The 20774-nt window shown below is 71.3% G+C and carries 13 protein-coding genes; 6 read left to right on the plus strand and 7 right to left on the minus strand.

Features of this window, described 5'->3' with window-relative positions; genetic code table 11:
* Window positions 1-8: 8 nt before the first annotated feature.
* The 5 genes from smc to QFW81_RS07820 all read right to left on the minus strand — a co-directional run bounded on the left by smc (window position 9) and on the right by QFW81_RS07820 (window position 8733).
* Window positions 9-3512: a chromosome segregation protein SMC gene (gene smc / locus QFW81_RS07800; protein ID WP_280578128.1), complete on the minus strand. Its 3504-nt coding sequence runs from the start codon at window positions 3510-3512 to the stop codon at window positions 9-11.
* A gap of 170 nt (window positions 3513-3682) precedes the next feature.
* A complete protein-coding gene (gene otsA, locus QFW81_RS07805) occupies window positions 3683-5056 on the minus strand; it encodes an alpha,alpha-trehalose-phosphate synthase (UDP-forming) (protein ID WP_280578129.1) in 1374 nt (457 codons plus the stop codon).
* Window positions 5053-6849 carry a glycoside hydrolase family 15 protein gene (locus tag QFW81_RS07810; protein WP_280578130.1) on the minus strand — a complete coding sequence of 599 codons (1797 nt, stop codon included), beginning with the start codon at window positions 6847-6849 and terminating at the stop codon, window positions 5053-5055. Before QFW81_RS07810 ends, otsA begins: the two co-directional genes overlap by 4 nt.
* The gene (otsB, locus tag QFW81_RS07815; RefSeq protein WP_280578131.1) at window positions 6846-7595 is read right to left on the minus strand and encodes a trehalose-phosphatase; all 750 of its coding nucleotides are present in this window, start codon (window positions 7593-7595) and stop codon (window positions 6846-6848) included. The genes QFW81_RS07810 and otsB overlap by 4 nt, the downstream gene beginning before the upstream one ends.
* 46 nt (window positions 7596-7641) lie before the next feature.
* A complete protein-coding gene (locus QFW81_RS07820) occupies window positions 7642-8733 on the minus strand; it encodes an ABC transporter ATP-binding protein (protein WP_280578132.1) in 1092 nt (363 codons plus the stop codon).
* A 171-nt stretch (window positions 8734-8904) separates the two neighbouring features.
* Between QFW81_RS07820 and QFW81_RS07825 the strand changes: the two genes are divergently transcribed.
* The 6 genes from QFW81_RS07825 to QFW81_RS07850 all read left to right on the plus strand — a co-directional run bounded on the left by QFW81_RS07825 (window position 8905) and on the right by QFW81_RS07850 (window position 16263).
* Complete coding sequence (locus QFW81_RS07825; RefSeq protein ID WP_280578133.1) at window positions 8905-10278, plus strand: GH1 family beta-glucosidase; 1374 nt, start codon at window positions 8905-8907, stop codon at window positions 10276-10278.
* Window positions 10279-10299: 21 nt separating this feature from the next.
* Complete coding sequence (gene zwf / locus QFW81_RS07830) at window positions 10300-11718, plus strand: glucose-6-phosphate dehydrogenase (RefSeq protein WP_280578136.1); 1419 nt, start codon at window positions 10300-10302, stop codon at window positions 11716-11718.
* Window positions 11715-12722: a glucokinase gene (gene glk / locus QFW81_RS07835; protein ID WP_280578137.1), complete on the plus strand. Its 1008-nt coding sequence runs from the start codon at window positions 11715-11717 to the stop codon at window positions 12720-12722. Before zwf ends, glk begins: the two co-directional genes overlap by 4 nt.
* Before the next feature lie 50 nt (window positions 12723-12772).
* Entirely contained in the window at window positions 12773-13459 is a 687-nt protein-coding gene (gene pgl, locus QFW81_RS07840; protein ID WP_425603996.1) for a 6-phosphogluconolactonase, read from the plus strand.
* 46 nt (window positions 13460-13505) lie between these two features.
* On the plus strand, window positions 13506-15422 hold the full coding sequence (gene edd, locus QFW81_RS07845) for a phosphogluconate dehydratase (RefSeq protein WP_280578141.1): 1917 nt from the start codon (window positions 13506-13508) through the stop codon (window positions 15420-15422).
* Window positions 15423-15600: 178 nt separating this feature from the next.
* On the plus strand, window positions 15601-16263 hold the full coding sequence (locus QFW81_RS07850) for a bifunctional 4-hydroxy-2-oxoglutarate aldolase/2-dehydro-3-deoxy-phosphogluconate aldolase (RefSeq protein ID WP_280578142.1): 663 nt from the start codon (window positions 15601-15603) through the stop codon (window positions 16261-16263).
* Window positions 16264-16355: 92 nt separating this feature from the next.
* Here the strand turns inward: QFW81_RS07850 and QFW81_RS07855 are convergent, their stop codons facing one another.
* Window positions 16356-17024, minus strand: coding sequence for a hypothetical protein (locus QFW81_RS07855; RefSeq protein ID WP_280578143.1), 669 nt, complete (start codon window positions 17022-17024; stop codon window positions 16356-16358).
* A gap of 183 nt (window positions 17025-17207) precedes the next feature.
* The gene (locus QFW81_RS07860; RefSeq protein ID WP_425603997.1) at window positions 17208-20387 is read right to left on the minus strand and encodes a discoidin domain-containing protein; all 3180 of its coding nucleotides are present in this window, start codon (window positions 20385-20387) and stop codon (window positions 17208-17210) included.
* Window positions 20388-20774: the final 387 nt, after the last annotated feature.

Here is a 20774-nt window from a genome sequence, read left to right on the forward strand (position 1 = left end):
GCGGGGCCTCACGCGGCGCCGGCCAGGCGCGCGGCCTCGGCCAGGTCGACGGACACCAGGCGGCTCACGCCCGGCTCGCGCATGGTAACGCCGCTGAGCTGCTGCGCGGCTTCCATCGTCGCCTTGTTGTGGGTGACGAACAGGAACTGCACGTGCTCGCTCATCTCGCTGACCATGGCGGTGAAGCGGCCGACGTTGGCCTCGTCCAGCGGCGCGTCCACCTCGTCGAGCAGGCAGAACGGCGCGGGATTGAGCTGGAAGATCGCGAACACCAGCGCCACCGCGGTCATCGCCTTCTCGCCGCCCGACAGCAGCGAGATGTTGGACACGCGCTTGCCCGGGGGCCGCGCCATGATCGCCACGCCGGTGTCGAGCAGGTCCTCGCCGGTGAGTTCGAGGTAGGCGTGGCCGCCGCCGAACAGGCGTGGATACAGCTCCTGCACGCCGGAATTCACGCGATCGAAGGTGTCCTTGAAGCGGCCGCGGGTCTCGCGGTCGATCTTGCGGATCGCATCCTCCAGCGTTTCCAGCGCGCTGGTGAGGTCGGCGTCCTGCGCGTCGAGGTAGTCCTTGCGCTGCGCCGCTTCGGCGTGCTCCTGGATCGCGGCCAGGTTCACCGGCTCCAGTCGGCGCAGTTTGGCGTCGAAGTCGGTGACCATCTTCTCCCAGGCCGCGGCGTCGGCATCGGACGCCAGGCCTTCGACGACCTGGGCCATCTCGAACCCGGCCTGGGTGACCTCGGCCGCCAGCTGTTCGGCGCGGATCGCCAGCGCCTGCTGGTCCAGCCGCCGCTGCGCGATCGCTTCGCGCTGCACCAGCGCCTGCTCCTCGCGTTCGTGGCGCACGCGCTCGAAGCCGCGCAGTTCGTTGTCGATGTCGTCCAGCGCGGAACGCGCCGCGGCGAGGTTGCGCTCGGCGACCACGCGCTGCTCGAGCGCGGCCTGGCGCTGCTGCTCCAGCGCCACCACCGGCGCGTCGCCGTCCGACAGCTGCGCCGCCAGTTCGCCCAGGCGCGCGTCGAGCTGGCCGCGCTGGCCGCCCATGCGCTGCAGCGCCTGCGCCAGCGCCACGACCTGGGCACGCTGGGATTCGAGCGTGAGCGCCAGCGCGTGCGCGGTGTCGCGCGATTCGCGCGCCGCGGCGCGGGCGGCGTCGCGGGCTTCGGCCAGGCGCCGGCGTTCGGCCTCCAGCGCGCCGCGCACGGATTCGAGCTCGGCCATGCGGCCGACCGCATCCTCCAGCGTCGATCGCGCTTCGCGCGCCTGGCGAGCGCTGTCGTCGAGGGTCTCGATCAGTTGCGACAGCTCGACCTCGATCTTCTCGATCCGCGCGCGCGCGGTCTCGAGCCGGCCCTGCTGGCCCTGCAGCTGCCCGGCAAGCTCCGACACACCGCGGTGCGCCAGGTACAGCTGGCGCTGGGCCTCCTCACGCTGCTGCTCGGCCTGCAGCAGGCGCTCGCGCCCCGTGGCCAGCGCGGCCTCCAGTTCGTGCTCGCGCACCTGCAACTGTTCGATCGTCGCGCGCAGCGACTTGATCTCGCGCTCGCGCAGCAGTGCGCCCTGCTTGGCGGCACCGGTGCGCAGCACCCGTACCCAGCCTTCGCCCAGGCGCTCACCGCTGCGGGTGATGACCGATTCGCCTGCGTCCAGCGAGGCCTGCAGCGCGCGGGCTTCCGGCAGCGACTCGGCCACGTGCAGGCGCGCGAGCAGGCGGCGGATCGCGCGCGGGCCCTGCACCCGGGCCGCGAGCGATGTGGGCGCGTAGGCCTCGTCGCCGTCGGCGGCATCGACCAGGGCGATGCGCCCCTCGCCGAGATCGGCCAGCGCATCGACCAGCGCCTCCGGGGCGTCGACCAGCACGCCCTCGATCAGTTGCCCGAGCGCGCCTTCGACCGCGTTCTCCCAGCCCGGCTCGACTACCAGTCGCTCGCCCACGCGGGCAGCGGAATCCAGGCCGCGCTGGCGCAGCCATTCCACCGCCGCGCCCTGCTCCTGGCCCAGCGCGGCGTGCTGCAGCGTCTCCAGCGACGACAGCCTGCCCCGGGCTTCCTGCGCCTGCTTGCGCACGTCCGACAGTTCGCCCTGGCTGGCGCGCTGCTGGTCCTGCAGCTCGACCGCGGCCTGCTTGCGCATTTCCACCGCCTCGCCCAGGCCGTCGAGCGCGGCCTTCTGTTCCTCGTGGCGCAGGGCCAGCGACTCGTAGGCCTCCGCCAGCGCGTCGAGGTCGAGCGCGCCACGTTCGGCGACCAGCTGCTCGCGGCGGCGGTCGGCGTCCAGCGAGCGGCGGTCGAGGTAGTCGACCCGCGTGCGCTCGACGTCGCCGGCGCGCGAGGCCTCGTTCTGGTCGCGGGTGTGGGCTTCCCAGCGCTGCTGCCAGTCGGCCAGGGCCTCCTCCGCGTCCCGCAGCGACTCCTGGCGCACCTCGTCGTCTTCGCGCAGCGAGGCCAGCTGCGGCTCGGCGTCGGCGATCGCCGCCTGCAGTTCCTCCAGCCGTGTCTCGTCGCCGCTGATGTGGGCGCCGATCTCGTCCAGCGCGTGCCGGGTCTCCTCGCGCGCCCGGTGCAGGCGCTCGGACAGTTCGCGCTGGTGCGCGATCTGCTGTTCGACCCGCGCCAGGGTGCCCCCCACCTCGTAGCTCTCGGCCTGGGCGCGGTTGAGCGCGGTGCCGGCCTCCTCGCGCCGCACGCGGCCGGTCTCCAGTTCGCGCTCGGCCTCGCGCTGCTCGGCGATCAGCTGCTGCAGCCGCGTCTCCTCCTGCGACAGCCCCTCGCGCAGCGCCTGCAGCTGCGCATCGAGCGCGCGGAATTCCAGCGCCTTCCACTCCGCGTCGCGCACCTTGCGTTCGGCCTGGATCGCCGTGTACTGCTCGGCCTGCCGGGCCTGGCGCGCGAGATGCTGCAGCTGCTTGCCGACTTCCTCGCGCAGGTCGTTGAGGCGGTCGAGGTTCTCGCGGGTATGGCGGATGCGGGTCTCGGTTTCCTTGCGCCGCTCCTTGTACTTGGAGATGCCGGCGGCTTCCTCGAGATAGACGCGCAGCTCCTCGGGCTTGGCGTCGATCACCTGGCTGATCATGCCCTGCTCGATGATCGAGTAGCTGCGCGGTCCCAGGCCGGTGCCGAGGAACAGGTCGGTGATGTCGCGGCGGCGGCACTTGGCGCCGTTGAGGTAGTAGCCGCTCTGGCCGTCGCGGCCCACCGTGCGCTTGACCGAGATCTCGTTGAACGCGGCGTACTCGCCCTGGATCGTGTGGTCGGAGTTGTCGAACACCAGCTCCACCATCGCCTGCGACACCGGCTTGCGCGCGGTCGAACCGGCGAAGATCACGTCGGTCAGCGAGTCGCCGCGCAGGCGGCTGGCCGAGCTCTCGCCCATCACCCAGCGCACCGCGTCGATGATGTTGGACTTGCCGCAGCCGTTCGGACCCACCACGCCGGTCATGTTGGTCGGCAGGTGCAACGTGGTGGGATCGACGAAGGATTTGAAACCGGCGAGCTTGATGGTGGACAGGCGCATGCGGCGTTGGTGGCCCCGGCCGCGCCTGCCGGCGCGGCGTCATTGTTCGTGGGAATCGACAGGAATGACTTTCAAGTCATTGAACGGCTTGGGATCAGGCCGATCCCGGTGCCATCCGAATCCGCGAGTATAACGACCGCCCCACCCCTCGTCGCGGGCACGGCTGGCGGTCAGACGGACACTTCGCCGAGGCGTTCGAGGAAGCGCTGGCACCAGACGTGGATGTCGTAGCCGCGGATCGGCCGCATCATCGACTCCCAGCGGTCCCGGCGCTCGGCCAGCGGCATCGCCGAGGCCCGGGCGATGGCGTCGGCCACGCCGTCCAGGTCGTAGGGATTGACCAGCAGGGCCGCATCCAGCTCGGCGGCGGCGCCCGCGAGCATCGACAGCACCAGGGCGCCGGGGTCTTCCGGATCCTGCGCGGCCACATATTCCTTGGCCACCAGGTTCATGCCGTCGCGCAGCGGCGTGACCAGCCCCACGGACGCCATGCGGTAGAAGCCGGTGAGCGTGGCGTGGGCGAAGTTGCGGTTGACGTAGCGCAGCGGGGTCCAGTCGGGTTCGGCATGGGTGCCGTTGATGTGGCCGGCGATGCCCTCGAGCTGGTCGCGAAGGTGCTGGTATTCGGCTACGTCCCCGCGCGAGACCGGTGCGATCTGCAGGAAGGTCATGCGCCCGCGCTCGGCGGGATGGCGCTCGATGTAGCGGCCGAAGGCGCGGAAGCGCTCGGGCAGGCCCTTGGAGTAGTCGAGGCGGTCGACGCCGATCGCCAGCTGGCGCCCGCTCAGGCTCTCGCGCAGGGCACGGACCGCCGGCTTGCCGACCGCGGCGGCGGACTGCTCGGCGATACGGTTGGTGTCGATGCCGATCGGGAATGCGCCCACCGCCACCCGTCCGCCGCCGGGTAGCGCCACCGTGCCGTCCGCTTCGATGGACGCGCCGCCGAAGATGCGCGCATAGGTGCGGAAGCGGTCGGCGTCGCGCACGGTCTGGAAGCCGACCAGATCGTAGGCGTACAGGGTGCCGAACAGCCGGCCATGTTCGGGCAGGGCCGAGACCAGGTCCGCCGAGGGCATGGGCACGTGCAGGAAGAACCCGATCCTGCAGCCCACCCCGCGCTCGCGCAGCAGCGCGGCCAGCGGGATCAGGTGGTAGTCGTGGATCCAGAGCACGTCGCTGTCGCGCAGCAGCGGCGCCAGCTTGTCGGCGAACAGCGCGTTGACCCGGCGGTAGCCGGCGCGGGTCTCGCGCGCGTAGTCGACAAGGTCCAGCCGCGAATGCAGCAGCGGCCACAGCGTGCGGTTCGCGAATCCGTTGTAGTAGGCGTCGTGGTCGGGGCGGTCGAGGTCCATGGTGACGTAGCGCACGTCGCCCTCGACCTGTTCGTGCAGGCGGCCACTGTCCTCGCGCACCACCTTGCCCGACCAGCCGAACCACAGCCCGCCGTGGGTGCGCAGCGCGGCCTCCAGGCCTACGGCCAGGCCGCCGGCCCGGCTCTCGCCCGGCACCGCGACCCGGTTGGAGACCACGACGAGTCGACTCATGACGCCTCCTGCCAGCTGCGCGACAGCCGCATCGCGGCGATGATCAGGCCCACGTGCGAATAGGTCTGCGGGAAGTTGCCCCAGGCCTCGCCATCGTCGAACGCGAGATCCTCCGACAGCAGGCCGAGGTGGTTGCGGCGCGCGAGCAGCCGCTCGAACATCGCCCGCGCCTCGTCCACGCGGCCGGTGGCCGCGAGCGCATCGATGTACCAGAACGTGCAGATGGTGAAGCTGGTCTCCGGCTCGCCGAAGTCGTCGGGTGCGACGTAGCGGAACAGCGCATCGCCACGGCGCAGGTCGCGACCGATGGCGTCGACGGTGGCGACGTAGCGCGGGTCGTCCGGCGCCAGGAAGCCGATGTCGGCGAGCAGCAGCAGCGAGGCGTCGAGGTAGTCGCTGTCGAACGAGGCGCTGAAATGGTTGGCCTCTTCCCGCCACGCGCGTTCGATCACGCGCGCGTGGATCCGGTCGGCGCGTTCACGCCAGTGCGCGGCGCGCGCGTCCAGGCCCAGCAGCGCGGCGATCTTGGCCAGGCGGTCGCAGGCGGCCCAGCACATGGCCGCGGTGTAGGTATGCACCTCGGCGCGGCCGCGGAATTCCCACAGGCCGGCGTCGGGCTGGTCGTGCAGTTCGAACGCGCGCTCGCCCAGCGGCTCCAGCCGCTCGAAGGCAGCCGCGTCGCCGGGCTGCGCCAGGCGCAGGTCGAAGAACAGCTGGGTCGAAGCCAGCACCACGCTGCCGTAGACATCGTGCTGCTTCTGCACCCAGGCCAGGTTGCCGCGCCGCACCGGACCCATGCCTCGGTAGCCGGCGAGCGAATCGACTTCATGCTCCTCGAGCTTTTCCTCGAAACCGATGCCGTACAGCGGCTGCAGGCTGCCGTCGTGGGTGGCGATGTTGAAGATGTAGCGCAGGAACTCCTCCATGCTGCGGGTCGCGCCCAGGCGGTTGAGCGCGCGCACCACGAAGGCCGCGTCGCGCAGCCAGCAGTAGCGGTAGTCCCAGTTGCGCGGCGTGTGCGGCGCCTCGGGGATCGAGGTGGTCATGGCCGCGATGATCGCGCCGCTGTCTTCGTACTGGCACAGCTTGAGCGTGATCGCGCTGCGGATCACCGCCTCCTGCCAGTCCAGCGGGATCGACAGGTAGCGCACCCACTCGCGCCAGTAATGCTCGGTGCGCCCCAGCGCCTCCTCGACGTAGCCCGACAGCGAACGCAACAGCGATTCGTCAGGCCCGAAGACGAGGTGCACCGGCTCGCCGAGCACGAACGGGGTCTGTTCGCGCACGAAGCGGATCGGCACGTCGGTGGTCAGGCGCAGGGTGTAGCCCGGCAGCATCCAGCGCATGTGGTTGCTGCCCCAGGTCGACTCGGGCACCCGCGCGCCCCAGTCGGCCAGGGGACGCGCGAGCACGCGGACCCGCGGCGTGCCCGAGAGCGGCGTGATCCGCCGGATGATCGACACCGGCCTGTAGATGCGGCTGTTCTGCTTCCAGCGCGGCGCGAAATCGAGCACTTCCACCGCGCCGCCGTGGCGGTCCCGCAGCACGGTACGCAGGATCGCGGTATTGGTCAGGTAGTGCTGCTCGCTGCCGACCTGGTCCTCGAGTTCCACCGACAGGTCGCCGCCCGCGTGCTCGCGTGGCGACAGCAGTGCGCAGAAGGCCGGATCGCCGTCGAAGGCCGGCAGGCAGCTCCAGACCACGCGGGCCTGGCGGTCCACGAGCGCGCCGAAGCTGCCGTTGCCGATGACGCCGAGATCGAGCGAGGCAGGCGCCCCGGGGGTTGCCGTCATGGAGTCGCTCCCAGCCACGCGTAGACCGCGCCGATATCCGCCAGCCGGTGTTCGGCCAGCGAGCCCTCGCGGTCGCCCACCAGCACGCTGACGCCGCCGTGCGCGTTGACGATCTCGAATCCGTGCTCGTCGGTGAGGTCGTCGCCGATGAATACCGGGCGCCGGCCCTGGAATGGCGCTTCCTCGAGGAACGCGGCGATCGCCGCGCCCTTGTCGCCATGACTGGGGCGCAGCTCGACCACATGGTCGCCGGGCTGCAGGTGGTAGCCGGGCAGCCGGGTGAGCGCCTGCATCGCGAAGGCCTGCAGGTCGGCCGCGGCTTCGGGCATCGCCCGCCAGTGCAGCGCCATCGCCTCGCCCTTGTCCTCGAGCAGCGCGTCGGGATAGCGGTTGATCAGGGTCTTGGCCTGCATCTTCACCGCCTGCAGGGCCACGGGAGGCGTCGAGGGAGGTGCCAGCGCTTCACCGCTGCGGCGCCGCTGCAGCCCGTGCAGGCCCGCCGCGGCGAAGCGATGCGGCGCGAACAGCGCATCGAGGGTTTCGATCCTGCGCCCGCTGATCAGCGCCAGCGCCCCGCCGAGCGCACGTTCGAGCGCTCCGAGCCGGTCGAGCACGGCCTCGTCGACCCGGACCCGGCCGGGATGGTCTGCAAATGCCACCAGCGTGCCGTCGACGTCGAGGAACAACGCCCAGCGATCGGACAACGGTGGAGGCGGCGGCAAGGTGGGGGCGCCGTCGGAAGTCATGCGGCCATGATGGCCCGGATCGCGGCTAGACGCCATGAAGGCGCCGTCAACCGCGCGTCAACGCGAGCCCGCTCGCGGGATCGAACAGATGCAATGCGCCCGGTGCGATGCACATCCGCAGCGCGTGCCCGGGCTGTGGCAGTTCACCGGGCGCCAGGCGTGCGACCAGCGCATCATCACCGAAACGGAGATTGACGTAGACCTCGCTGCCGACCGGTTCCACCACGTCCACCATCGCCTCGAACCCCGCGTGCGTCGCGGCGGCTGGGAGCAGGTGCTCGGGCCGCACGCCGCAGTCCAGCGTGCGTCCGTGCCAGGCGGGATCGAGCGGGGCGTCGTGCGGCAGCGGCACCCGGCGCCCATCGGCCAGCGCGAGCGACCAGCCATCGGCGTGCTGCACCTGCCCGCGCAGCACGTTCATCGCCGGGCTGCCGAGGAAAGTCGCGACGAAGCGGTTCGCCGGATGCTGGTACAGGGCCATGGGCGTGTCGATCTGCTGCACCTCGCCCTCATGCATCACCACGATCCGCTGGCCCAGCGTCATCGCCTCGACCTGGTCGTGGGTGACGTAGACCATGGTGGTACCGAGCCGCTGGTGCAGGCGCGCGATCTCCACCCGCATCCCCGCGCGCAGCTTGGCGTCGAGGTTGGACAGCGGCTCGTCGAGCAGGAACACCTGCGGCTGCCGCACCAGCGCGCGCCCGAGCGCCACGCGCTGGCGCTGGCCGCCCGAGAGCTGTGCCGGGCGCCGCGCGAGCAGCGCATCGAGCCCGAGCATGCGGGCTGCCGTGCCCACCCGTTCCGCCACCTCGGGCGCCGGCATGCCGCGCAGGCGCAGCGCGAACGAGAGGTTTTCGGCCACCGTCATGTGCGGGTACAGCGCGTAGCTCTGGAACACCATCGCGATGTCGCGATCCTTCGGTGCGACGTCGTTGACCACGCGCTCGCCGATGTGCAGCGTGCCCGAAGTGATCGCCTCCAGGCCGGCGATCATCCGCAGCAGCGTGGTCTTGCCGCAGCCCGACGGACCCACGAGTACGAGGCGTTCGCCGTCGCCAACCTCGAAGCTCGCGCCGGCCACGCCGACATGGCCGTTGTCGTAGACCTTGCGCAGGTTGTCGAGCTGCACACGCGCCATCGTGTCTCCTTGCGATGTCCGGCGCGCGACCGCGCATGCGTCGCCTTCGCGCGGCGATCGCGGCCCGCGCCACGGTGCGCAGCGCATACACTGCGCCGGACGATTGCGTTATTCTCGCATGTAATCGTTTTCAGCAATGCCGCCCCCACGCGGCCCAGGACTTTGCCGCCCATGACCCGATCGCCCGATACGGATTTCACCTTTCCCGAAGGCTTCCTCTGGGGGGCCGCCACCGCCGCCCACCAGATCGAGGGCGCTCCGCTCGCCGACGGCGCGGGCCCCAGCATCTGGACCCGCTTCGCCCACACTCCGGGCATGACCCTCAACGGCGACACCGGCGACGTGGCCTGCGACCACTACCACCGCTGGAAGGAAGACGTGGCGCTGATGCGCGAACTGGGCCTGCAGGCGTACCGGTTCAGTGTGTCGTGGTCGCGGATCCTGCCCGAGGGCACCGGGCGGGTGAACCAGAAGGGCCTGGACTTCTACTCGCGCCTGGTCGACGAACTGCTGGCCAACGGCATCGAGCCGCTGCTGACCCTCTACCACTGGGACCTGCCGGCGGCGCTGGACGACCGCGGCGGCTGGCTCAACCGCGACTGCGCCGACTGGTTCGCCGAGTACGGCCGCGTGCTCTACCGCGCGCTCGACGGCCGGGTGAAGAAGTGGGTCACGCTCAACGAGCCGTGGGTGATCACCGACGGCGGCTATCTGCACGGCGCCCTCGCCCCGGGCCACCGCAGCCGCTACGAGGCACCGATCGCCTCGCACAACCTGATGCGCGCCCACGGCGCGGCGGTGCAGGCCTATCGCGCCGAGGGCGCGCACGAGATCGGCCTGGTGGTGAACATCGAGCCCAAGTATCCCGCAAGCCAGTCGGCCGCGGACGCGGACGCCACGCGCCGTGCCCATGCCTACATGAACGAGCAGTACCTGCACCCGGCGCTGCTCGGGCGCTACCCGCCGGAGCTGAAGCAGATCTTCGGCGACGCCTGGCCGGAGTTCCCCGAGGACGATTTCAAGCAGATCGTGCAGCCGCTGGATTTCGTCGGCATCAACTACTACACGCGCAGCGTCACCGCCGCCAGCGACAGCTATCCGCTCGAGGCCGGCGCGGTGCGCCAGCCGCTGGGCACCTACACCGAGACCGGCTGGGAAGTCTTCCCGCAGGGCCTGACCGACACCCTGGTCTGGTTCAAGGACACCTATGGCGATCTGCCGGTGTACGTGACCGAGAACGGCGCGGCGTTCTTCGACCCGGCCGTCGCCGAGGACGGGCGCGTGCGCGACCCGCTGCGGATTGATTACCTTCGAAAGCATCTGTCCGCGATCCACGACGCGATCGCCGCCGGCGTGGACGTGCGCGGCTACATGGCCTGGTCGCTGCTGGACAACCTGGAGTGGTCGCTGGGCTATTCGAAGCGCTTCGGTATCATCCACGTCAATTACGGGACGCTCGAGCGGACCCCGAAGGACAGCGCCCGCTGGTACTCTGGCATCATTGAGAGCCATGGTCGCGCCCTGTCCGACCCCCTTCCCTACTGACGAGAGCCGCAAGCGGCGTCCATGCACGATTCACTCCTGCTGTTCGGCGCCACTGGCGACCTCGCACAACGCTACCTGTTCCCCTCGCTGCTGCACCTGCTGCGCGACCGGCTGCTGCCGGAGAGTTTCCGCGTGGTCGCCATCGGCCGCACCGAGCACGACGACGACGGCTTCCGCGCCTGGCTGCGCGAGCGCATCGGCGACGACGACACCCGCAACACCGCGCTCGACGACCTGCTGCGCCGCACCCACTACCACCCGCTCAACCTCAACGACATCGACGGCATGGCCGCGACGCTGTCGCGCTACGCCGACCGTCCGGCGGTCAGCTACCTGTCGACGCCCCCGAACCTGTTCGAGTCCGCCTGCCTGGGCCTCAAGGCCGCCGGCCTGCTGGAACCGCCCTCGCGCCTGGTGCTGGAGAAGCCGATCGGCCACGACCTGCCCTCGGCACGCGAGATCGACGCCACGCTCAAGTCGGCGCTGGACGAATCGCGGATCTTCCGCATCGACCACTACCTGGGCAAGGCGCCGGTGCAGAACCTGCTCGCGCTGCGCTTCGGCAACACCCTGCTCGAGGCGGTGTGGGACAACCGCTGCATCGAGTCGGTCGACATCCTGGTCGCCGAGACCGCGGGCGTCGACGGTCGCGAAGGCTACTACGCCGACTACGGCGCCCTGCGCGACATGGTCCAGAACCACATGCTGCAGTTGCTGGCGCTGATCGCGATGGAGCCGCCTGCGGCGCTCGATGCCGACAGCGTCCGCGACGAGAAGCGCAAGGTCCTGCGCGCGCTGCGGCCGATGACGGCCGCCGACGCCGCGGCCGACAGCGTGCGCGGCCGCTACGGCCCGGGCGTGGTCGAGGGCTCGCCGGCGAAGGGGTTTACGGCTGACAGCGCTGTCGAAACGTTCGTCGGCCTGCGCGCCTGGATCGACAACTGGCGCTGGGCCGGGGTGCCGTTCCGGCTCGCGACCGGCAAGCGCCTGCCGTCGCGCACCACCGAGGTGCTGGTGAACTTCAAGCCGGTCACGCACTGGGTGTTCGATCGCCCCGACAGCAAGCACGCCACGCCCAACCGCCTGCGCATGCGCCTGCAGCCCGAGGAGACGATCGAGCTCGGACTGATGGGCAGCCTGGCGGCGCCCGAATGGGGCGCGACCGAACTGATGCCGATGTCGCTGGACATGGCGATGCTGCCGCCCAAGCGCCGCATCGCCTACGAACGGCTGATGATCGACGCGCTCAAGGGCGACCAGACCTTGTTCGTGCGCGACGACGAGGTCGAGGCGCAGTGGCGCTGGATCGACAGCATCAGCGCCGCCTGGCAACAGGCCGGCACGCCGGTGCAGGAATATCCCGCCGGCTCCTGGGGCCCGGGCGCCGCGGCGGAGTTCCTGCCGCGCACCGTGTCCGCCAAGGCGGGCAGGCGCGGATGAGTGCGCCCGCGCGGGTCCTGCTGGCGGACATCGGCGGCACCAACGCCCGCTTCGCGCTGGCCGATCCCCACGCCGCCGCGCCGCTGATGGTCGACAGCGTCCAGCGCTTCGCGGTCTCCGACTTCCCCTCGCTGGCCGAGACCGCGCGCCACTACCTGCATGAAACCGGCCAGGACGAAGCCGGCATCGTGCACGGCGTGTTCGCCGTGGCCGGGCGGGTCGACGGCGACGAGGCGCGCATCACCAACCATCCCTGGGTGATCTCGCGTCCGCGCACGATGGCCCAGCTCGGCTTCGAACGCGTCACCCTGGTCAACGATTTCGCCGCCCAGGCCATGGCGATCCCGCTGCTGCAGGCCGGCGACGTGGTCCAGCTCGGCGGCGTGTCGTGGTCCCCCGAAGCCGCGCCCGTGCACCGCACCTACGCCATCCTCGGCCCGGGCACCGGCCTGGGCGTCGGCGCGCTGGTGATCCGGGAGGGCCGTCACTACCCGCTCGAAACCGAGGGCGGTCACGTCAGCTTTCCTCCCGGCACGCCGGAGGAACTGGCGATCCTGGACCGGCTGTCGGCGCAGTTCGGACGGGTCTCGAACGAGCGCCTGGTCTGCGGCCCGGGCCTGGTCAACATCCATCGCGCGCTGAGCGAGCTCGCCGGCGAAGACCCGGGTCCGATGCAGCCTGCCGACGTCACCGCCCGGGCGCAGGCGGGCGACCCGCGCTGCATGCGCGCGGTCGACGTGTTCTGCGCCGTGTTCGGCGCGATCTCCGGCGACCTGGTCCTGACCCTCGGCGCCTGGGACGGGGTGTTCCTGACCGGCGGCGTGGTGCCGAAGATGCTCGACGCCCTGCAGCACTCCGGGTTCCGCCAGCGGTTCGAGCACAAGGGGCGGTTCTCGCCGACCATGGCCCGGGTGCCCTCGCTTGCGGTGATGCATCCGCACGCCGGCCTGCTCGGCACGGCCGCGATCGCGCGCCGCGAGGCGACGGAGGCAGCGGGATCGTGAGCGACCACGACGCCCGCCCGGAAGATGGTGCGCCGCGCACACGCGTGCACATGCACAGCTACGAGTCGCAGACCCAGTGGACATGGGGCGCGGCGGTGGCGATTTCCTCGGCGCTCGCGCGCGACCTGCAGCAGCAGCCACGTGCGCGCCTGCTGCTCTCCGGCGGCAGCACGCCCGCCCCGGTGTACGAGGCACTGTCGAAGGCGCCGCTGGAGTGGGACCGGGTCGACGTCGCGCTGGTCGACGAACGCTGGCTGCTGCCGGACGATCCCGACAGCAATTCGCGCCTGATCCGCGAATCGCTGCTGCGCAACAATGCGGCAAACGCACGGTTCGAGAGCATCACCCGACCCGGGCGCAGCATCGAGGAAGCGGTGAACGCCGCCAACCTGCACGCCCAGGCGCCCCCGGGCGTGATCGTGCTGGGCATGGGCGAGGACGGCCACACCGCGTCGCTGTTCCCGCGCATGCAGAACCTGGACGCCGCGCTCGCCGCGCGCAGCGCCTACGTCCCGGCCGATGCCACCGGCTGTCCGGGCGCGGGCAAATTCCTGCGCCGGATCACCCTCACCCCCGCCGGACTCGCGCCGGCGCATACGCGACTGCTGCTGATCCGCGGCGAGACCAAGCGCAAGCTGCTCGACCGCGTGCTGGACGGCAGCGATCCGCACGAGTATCCCGCGCGGGTGGCCTTCCTCACGCCCGGCGCGCCGCTGCACATCCACTGGTGTCCGTGACCACGCGGTCGCGGCACCGTCGACACGCCTCATCGCCAGAACGCCAATGAGCCTGCATCCCGTACTGCACGACGTCACCGAACGCATCCGCCGCCGCAGCCGCGCCTCGCGCGCCGCCTACCTGGCCGGCATCGATGCCATGCACCAGGCCGGGCCGAGCCGCTCGCGGCTGAGCTGCGGCAACCTCGCGCACGGCTTCGCCGCCTGCGGCCCGACCGACAAGTCGCGCCTGCGCGGCGACGCCACCCCGAACCTGGGCATCATCACCGCCTACAACGACATGCTCTCGGCGCACCAGCCCTACGAGCCCTACCCGGCGCTGATCCGCGAGCATGCGCGCACGCTCGGCGCCACCGCACAGGTCGCCGGCGGCGTGCCGGCGATGTGCGACGGCGTCACCCAGGGCCGCGCCGGGATGGAGCTGTCGCTGTTCTCGCGCGACGTGATCGCGCAGGCCACCGCGATCGGCCTGTCGCACGACATGTTCGACAGCACCGTGCACCTGGGCATCTGCGACAAGATCGTGCCCGGCCTGCTGCTGGGCGCGCTCGCCTTCGGCCACCTGCCGGCGATTTTCATTCCGGCCGGGCCGATGACGCCGGGCATCCCCAACAAGACCAAGGCCGAGGTGCGCGAGCGCTACGCCGCCGGCGAGGCCACGCGCGAGGAACTGCTCGAGGCCGAGGCCTCCTCGTACCACGCGCCGGGGACGTGCACGTTCTACGGCACCGCGAATTCCAACCAGGTGCTGCTCGAGGCGATGGGCGTGCAGCTGCCCGGCTCTTTCGCCAACCCGGGCACCACGCTGCGCGATGCGCTGACCCGCGCGGCGACCGAGCGCGCGCTGCGCATCAGCGGGCTGGGCGACGACTACCGCCCGCTGGGGCGCCTGATCGACGAACGCGCGATCGTCAATGCGGTGGTCGCGCTGATGGCCACCGGCGGCTCCACCAACCACACCATCCACTGGGTCGCCGTGGCGCGCGCGGCCGGCATCGTCCTGACCTGGGACGACATGGACCGGCTGTCGCAGGTGGTGCCGCTGCTGGCGCGCGTGTATCCCAACGGCGAGGCCGACGTGAACCGCTTCCATGCCGCCGGCGGCGTCGGCTTCGTGTTCCGCGAGCTGCTCGATGCCGGACTGATGCACGGCGACATCGAGACCGTGCTGCCCGGCGGCATGCGCGCCTGGTGCGACGAACCGACGCTGTCGGAGGGCACGCTCGGTTTCGTGCCGACGGTGGCCACCAGTGGCGACGAGGCGGTGGTGCGCAAGGCCACGGACCCGTTCGAGGCGCAGGGCGGGCTGCGCCTGCTGCGCGGCAACCTCGGGCGTTCGCTGATCAAGCTCTCCGCGGTCAAGCCGGAGTACCGCACGATCGAGGCCCCGGCGGTGGTGGTCGACGATCCGCGCGCGCTCAACAAGCTGCACGCGGCCGGCCTGCTGCCGCAGGACTTCGTCGCGGTGGTGCGCTATCAGGGCCCCAAGGCCAACGGCATGCCCGAACTGCATTCGCTGGCGCCGCTGCTGGGCATGCTGCAGAACCAGGGCCGGCGCGTGGCGCTGGTGACCGACGGCCGGCTGTCGGGCGCATCGGGCAAGATCCCCGCGGCGATCCACCTCACCCCCGAGGCCGCGCGCGGCGGCGCGATCGCGAAGCTGCGCGAAGGCGACATCGTCCGTCTCGACGGCGAGGCCGGCACGCTCGAAGCGCTGGTCGATGCGGCCGAATGGGACGCGCGTGAGTCCGCCCCCAACACCTCGCACTGCGCCTGGGACGTGGGCCGCAACCTGTTCGCGTTCAACCGCGCGATGGTCTCGCCCGCCGACCAGGGCGCGCTGTCGATCTCCTGCGGTCCGCCTGCGCGCGATGGTGGCCAGTGGGATTACGACGCCGAATACGAACTCGGCAGCGATCCGCACCTGGCGGCCGAAGCCCCGCACGAGTCGAAGGATGCGTGAGCGCGACCGACACCATGCCGATGGCTGAGCGGTCGACGCGCCTTCACGTGTGCGATCGCCGCTCCGGCCAGGTGCACCCGCGGCAGGTCTCCCGGCCGCCAGACGGAGGCGCATCGACACCGGGTCGCCGGCACATGGCTCGCATCATCTCCCGATCCCCACCCGTGAATCCCTCCCCATGACCCTCGAAGTCCTCCAGAGCCGCGCCGAACAACTGCTGCGCGATGCCGGCATCCTGCCGGTGATCACCGTCGACAGCGTCGACCAGGGCCGCCGCATCGCGGGCGCGCTGCTCGATGGCGGCCTGACCGCGCTCGAGCTGACCCTGCGCACGCCGGCGGCGCTCGACACGCTCGCCGCGCTGAAGAAGGACCTGCCCGAGATCGTCATCGGCGCCGGCACCGTGCTCGACGAGACCCACATCCGGCAATCGATCGACGCGGGCGCGGACTTCCTGGTCACGCCCGGCACCCCGCCGGCGCTGGCGCAGGCCCTGGCGCGCGCGCCGATCCCGGTGGTCCCGGGTGGCGCGACGCCGACCGAATTCATGGCGCTGCTGGCCCAGGGCTTCCGCTGCTGCAAGCTGTTCCCGGCCAGCGCCGTCGGCGGACTGTCGATGCTCAAGGGCCTGGCGGGACCGCTGGGTGGGCTGAAACTGTGCCCCACCGGCGGCATCACCGAAGCCAATGCCGGCGAGTTCCTGGCCCAGCCCAACGTGCTGTGCATCGGCGGTTCGTGGATGGTGCCGAAGGACTGGCTGGCCGCCGGCGAATGGGACAAGGTGCGCGACAGCGCGGCCAGGGCGGCGGCCATCGTGGCGGACGCGCGCGGCACCGGCTGAACCTTCCGGACGGACGGGGTCCGGCGGCGCCGGCGTGTCCATCGGCAGCCGCACTGAGCACACGCGGCCGAGGTCATACCGTGGGGCGCTCCTCAGGCCAGCAGCAGCCGCGCCCGCACCCGGGCCCACAGCGCCGCATGCAGCAGGTACCACGCGGCCAGCAGCCAGCCCAGGTGCCATTCCAGCGCGTTCTCGATCCGGTCCTTCAATCCATCGTCCGCGACCAGCGCACCGCTCGCGACATTGCCCAGCCCGAGGCCGAGCATCAGCGCGCTGACCAGCAGCATCGCCGCGGCCGGCTTCGAGCCGGCATCCGCACGGCGACGCAGGCCACGCAGGAAGCGCAGCTGCGCCAGGTAACCGAAGCCGAAGAAGCACACCACCCCGTAGCGCCGCAGGAACCGGTAGGCCTCGCCGTCGGTACCCAGGAAGGTGGCATAGACCGCGAGCGCGACCGCCGCTACCGCGCCCAGCCACGCCACGTCCCGATATCCGTTGCCGAGCCAGCGCGCGGCCAGCCACCAGTGCAGCCCCACCAGCAACGCGCACGGCAGCACCAGCAGGCGGAAGACGTGGTTGCCCAGGCCGTGGCGCGCGGCCCGGCTGATCGAGGTGCAACCCTCCAGGTAGGGCACGCAGCCTTCGATCCAGCCGTCGCGGATCGACAGCCACAGCGCGACGTGCGCGGCCACGGTGAACAGCGCCGCGATCGCGAATGGCAATGGCCACAGCGGAATGGGCGGCGCCGGTGGACGGGTCATGCGTCGGGTGCGATTCCGGGCGGGCCCACAGGCTATCGCGCCGCTGTCAACACGGCATGCGGGCATAGCGTCGCCCGGGCAACCACCGGCGCGCGTCCCGACGCCGACGCCGCGCGTGACTCCCGGGTCTCCCGTTCGCACCGGAGCCCGCGCGGTCCGGGCGGGGTGCCACGCCCCGACGCCTCAGTCGTCGCGCGCCGCCTCCGGCACCGCGACCCGCACCCGCGCCGGCAGGGCGGTCACGCGCAGCTCCCGTCCGTCCCACGCTGCCGTGCCCGCCTCGACGTTGGTCGCACCGGGCTCGCCTGCCAGCGGCCAGGGCAGCACCAGGCCGCCCTCCGGCAACTGCAGGCCGGTGTCGTCGATCTCCAGTACCAGCGCCGCGCCGTCGCGCCGCAGGGTGTAGGCCAGCGCACCGGACGCCGTGCGCAGGCCGTCGATGCCCACGCCCGGCCCGTCCAGCCAGTCCGCGGGGATCCCGGCGGCAAGCACCAGGCTGCCGTCGCGCTCGCGCGGATAGGCGAACATGTCCAGCGCCGAGCGCACGAAGTCCGAACCCACCCAGGCATGCGGCAGGTCGCCGAGGAAGAAGGGTTGGCGCGGCGTGCGCGAGACCACCTCGCCCCACTGGTTCCAGGCCTGCGGCGCGCGATCGGCGAAGAAGAAGTCGACCGCCTCCTGCGCCCGTTCGCGCCAGCCCAGGCGCACGAATGCAGCCACGTTGCGCCATTCGTAGGGCGTGTAGTCCTTCCATTCCAGGCGACCGTCGCGGCGGTCGAGGAAACGCGTCCAGTACCGCTCGAACGTGTTGTGCAGCAGGTCCTGCGGCAGCCGCTCCTGCTCGCCGCCGGGCGCCAGCGCGATGGTGGTGGAGGTCGGGTCGAAATCGCCCAGTTCGGCCGCGCCGGGCAGGAAGTCGATCTCGTGCAGGTCCGCGGCGGCACGCAGCGAGTCCATCAGGTCGGCGTGGAACTGGTCGCGCGAGGCGGTCATCCCGCGCTGCGCATCGACCTTGCCCAGCGCCTGCGCCACCTGCACCGCATCCTTATAGCCGCGCAGCGTCCAGAAGTTGTCCCAGTACGAGTGCATCGGCTTGGCCGAATAGCCCTCGTGGCTGATCGAGGCCGGCATCATGCCGTAGAACGCGCGGTTGACCCGCCGGTTCGCGGGCGTGCGTTCGGACAGACGCAGCTGCTCCATGTAGCGGTACGCGCCCTCGACGTGCGGCCACATCCGCTCCAGGAACGCGAGGTCGCCGGTATGGCGCCAGTACTCGGCGATACTGAAGATCAGCTCGCCGTGGCTGTCGTTCTCCGGCACCGGGTCGCTGCCGCGGTCGTCGACGCAGCACGGCACCTTGCCGTTGTCGAACTGGAAGGGCGCGTACCACTCCACGTATTCGCGCACCACGTCGGGCCGGCCCATGCGCAGCAGGCCCTCGGAGATCATCGCGCCATCGCGGATCCAGCTGCGCGCGTACGAGCGCGTGCCCGGCTGCAGCCGCGGGCCGATGCGCGAGATCAGCATGTGCGCCAGCGAGGTACGCAACGTGTCCGCCAACGCCTGTCCCTGCGGCGGCACGGTGAGCGTCACCCGGTCGAGCTTCCCGCGCCACATCGCGGCGGTCTCGGCCTGCAGCGCGTCCGCGTCCCACCAGCGTCGCGCGAGTGCGGCGGTGCCCGTTATGGGCATCATCACCTCGATGGTGCGCGACTCGTACGGCGCCAGGCGCATGCGGTACAGCAGCGCGCCGGAGGCGAGTTCGACCGGGTCCACCACCGCGGTGGTCGTCGGCCGCGACCCCGCGGCCAGGTGCGCGACCGCCATGCCGCCATCGAACGGCGTGGCGAACGCGGCCGAGGGCAGCTGCTTGGCGAACACCCGCGCCCGTCCGTCCACCGAGACCGTACCGCCGTCGATCGACAGTGCCCCGATCGGGCTCACGCCCCCGCGCGTGTTGAGGAACTGGCTCGGCGGATTGACCTGGAACGGCCGGACCGCGAGCGCCAAAGTGTAGTCGCGCGCCGTGCCACCCGGGTTCGACAGCCGGTAGCGGGCGACCAGGCGCGAATCGCGCGGCTCGCCATGGGCGAACGCGGTGATGTCGAGCGCCAGGTCGTCGCGCGTCCAGCGCACCGAGGGGATCGGCAGGTAGCCGTCCTGCAGCGATTGCGCGGTGGTCACGTCGGCCCAGGTCGCCAGTGCATCGTCGACCAGCACGAACGGCTCCAGGCTGAAGCCCCCGCGCGCGACCTCGATCGCGCCGTCCTCGCCGATCAGCCCCTGCTGCTGGCCGCCGTCGAGCCCGAGGATCGTCCAGTAGGGCTGCTCGCCATGGAACCCGCGTGGAAACCGGCCGCGTGGCGATTGCGCGGCGATCGCGCCGACGAAATCATTCGGCGTCGCACCGAACGCCAGCGGTTGGACCACCGCTTCGGCCAGACCATAGCGAGCCGTCGGACCGTCCTCGACGTCGAGTGCGATGTAGCGCGCCTCGGATTCCGGCAGCGCGATCCAGTCGTCGCCCCCGTTGCCGCCGCGCACCCGGCGCGCCTCGCGCCACCCGGTGCCGTCGCCCGACAGGCTGATCCGGTAGCGCGACGCATGATCCTCCCCGTCCCAGCGCAGGCGCAGCCCGCCGAATTCGCGCAGTCGGCCCAGGTCGAGCACCAGCCGCTGCGGCAGCGGCGCGCGCTCGGCGCGCCAGGACGTGCCCATACGGCCATCCACCGCCAGCGCGGCATCGCCCGCGGTCGCCATCGCGATGGCCGTGAGCGGGCCGTCGTCGTCGGCGGGCAGCACCTCCAGCGACAGGCTGTCGAAACAGACGCTGCCGCGGCCGCCGACCTGGTTGTAGATCGTGAACTCGAGCTTCGCGCTGCTGCGCAGCACCGGATCCGGATCCGGCCCCCAGGCCTTGTCGATGTGCCGGCGCTTGTAGTGCACCGGCGTCCACGCACGCGGATAGTCGTACTTCGGCCGGTTCACCCACCACACGTTGTCGCCGCTGGCGTCGACCAGCTTGAACTGCAGGTCGTTGTCGGGCGAGTCGCCGCGCAGCTGGAACGAGAAGCGGAAATTGCCGGGATAGTCGAGCGGCAGGTCGCGCTGGATGCCCGCGTAGCCGGAGACCCCGTTGAAATCGTAGTCCAGGCACAGCGCCCTGCCCTGCGCGCCCTCGACCGTGCGCAGGCTGCCGCTGACCTGGTCGGAGGTGACCACCCGCCAGGGCGAGGGATCCTCGAAGCCGTCGAGCAGCCGCGGTGGCTCGGGGGTAAAGCTGACGACGTCGTGCGCGGCCACCTGCTGCGTATCGGGTTCGGCCGCGAAGGAGCCTGCGCACACGGCGAGCGACAGGAACATCGCGGCGGCGACATGCAAGGTGCCGGGGCTGTGCGGGGCTGGGCAGCGAGTGGTCATCGGCTGGGTGCGGGTGGCGTGCAGGCGGTGGGGGTCAGGGATTGTGGCGAGGTGTGGAATGCGTGGGAACGGGTGCGGGAGCCGGTGACTCGCAAGTGCGTTGCGCAATCACTGCCAGGCAGCCGTCCATGGCGGAACTGCACGGGCTCCGGATACGCCGGCCCGCCAGCCCGGCCCCGCGCAGCGCGCGGGGCGTTCCGCCATGGCGCGAGCCGGTGCCTCGCAAGCGCGCGTTGCGCAACCACTTTCAGGACGCCATCCATGGCGTGACAGCAAGGGCTCCGGATCCACCGGCCCGGCCATCCATGGCCGGGCGTTCGCGGGCGCGCG

The sequence above is a fragment of the Luteimonas kalidii genome, from assembly GCF_029887935.1.
Taxonomy (GTDB): Bacteria; Pseudomonadota; Gammaproteobacteria; order Xanthomonadales; family Xanthomonadaceae; genus Luteimonas; species Luteimonas kalidii.

Coding starts and splice junctions, on each gene's coding strand:
- smc (WP_280578128.1), bottom strand. CDS start 3,512: ATGCGCCTGTCCACCATCAAGCTCGCCGGTTTCAAATCCTTCGTCGAT.
- otsA (WP_280578129.1), bottom strand. CDS start 5,056: ATGAGTCGACTCGTCGTGGTCTCCAACCGGGTCGCGGTGCCGGGCGAG.
- QFW81_RS07810 (WP_280578130.1), bottom strand. CDS start 6,849: ATGACGGCAACCCCCGGGGCGCCTGCCTCGCTCGATCTCGGCGTCATC.
- otsB (WP_280578131.1), bottom strand. CDS start 7,595: ATGACTTCCGACGGCGCCCCCACCTTGCCGCCGCCTCCACCGTTGTCC.
- QFW81_RS07820 (WP_280578132.1), bottom strand. CDS start 8,733: ATGGCGCGTGTGCAGCTCGACAACCTGCGCAAGGTCTACGACAACGGC.
- QFW81_RS07825 (WP_280578133.1), top strand. CDS start 8,905: ATGACCCGATCGCCCGATACGGATTTCACCTTTCCCGAAGGCTTCCTC.
- zwf (WP_280578136.1), top strand. CDS start 10,300: ATGCACGATTCACTCCTGCTGTTCGGCGCCACTGGCGACCTCGCACAA.
- glk (WP_280578137.1), top strand. CDS start 11,715: ATGAGTGCGCCCGCGCGGGTCCTGCTGGCGGACATCGGCGGCACCAAC.
- pgl (WP_425603996.1), top strand. CDS start 12,773: ATGCACAGCTACGAGTCGCAGACCCAGTGGACATGGGGCGCGGCGGTG.
- edd (WP_280578141.1), top strand. CDS start 13,506: ATGAGCCTGCATCCCGTACTGCACGACGTCACCGAACGCATCCGCCGC.
- QFW81_RS07850 (WP_280578142.1), top strand. CDS start 15,601: ATGACCCTCGAAGTCCTCCAGAGCCGCGCCGAACAACTGCTGCGCGAT.
- QFW81_RS07855 (WP_280578143.1), bottom strand. CDS start 17,024: ATGACCCGTCCACCGGCGCCGCCCATTCCGCTGTGGCCATTGCCATTC.
- QFW81_RS07860 (WP_425603997.1), bottom strand. CDS start 20,387: ATGTTCCTGTCGCTCGCCGTGTGCGCAGGCTCCTTCGCGGCCGAACCC.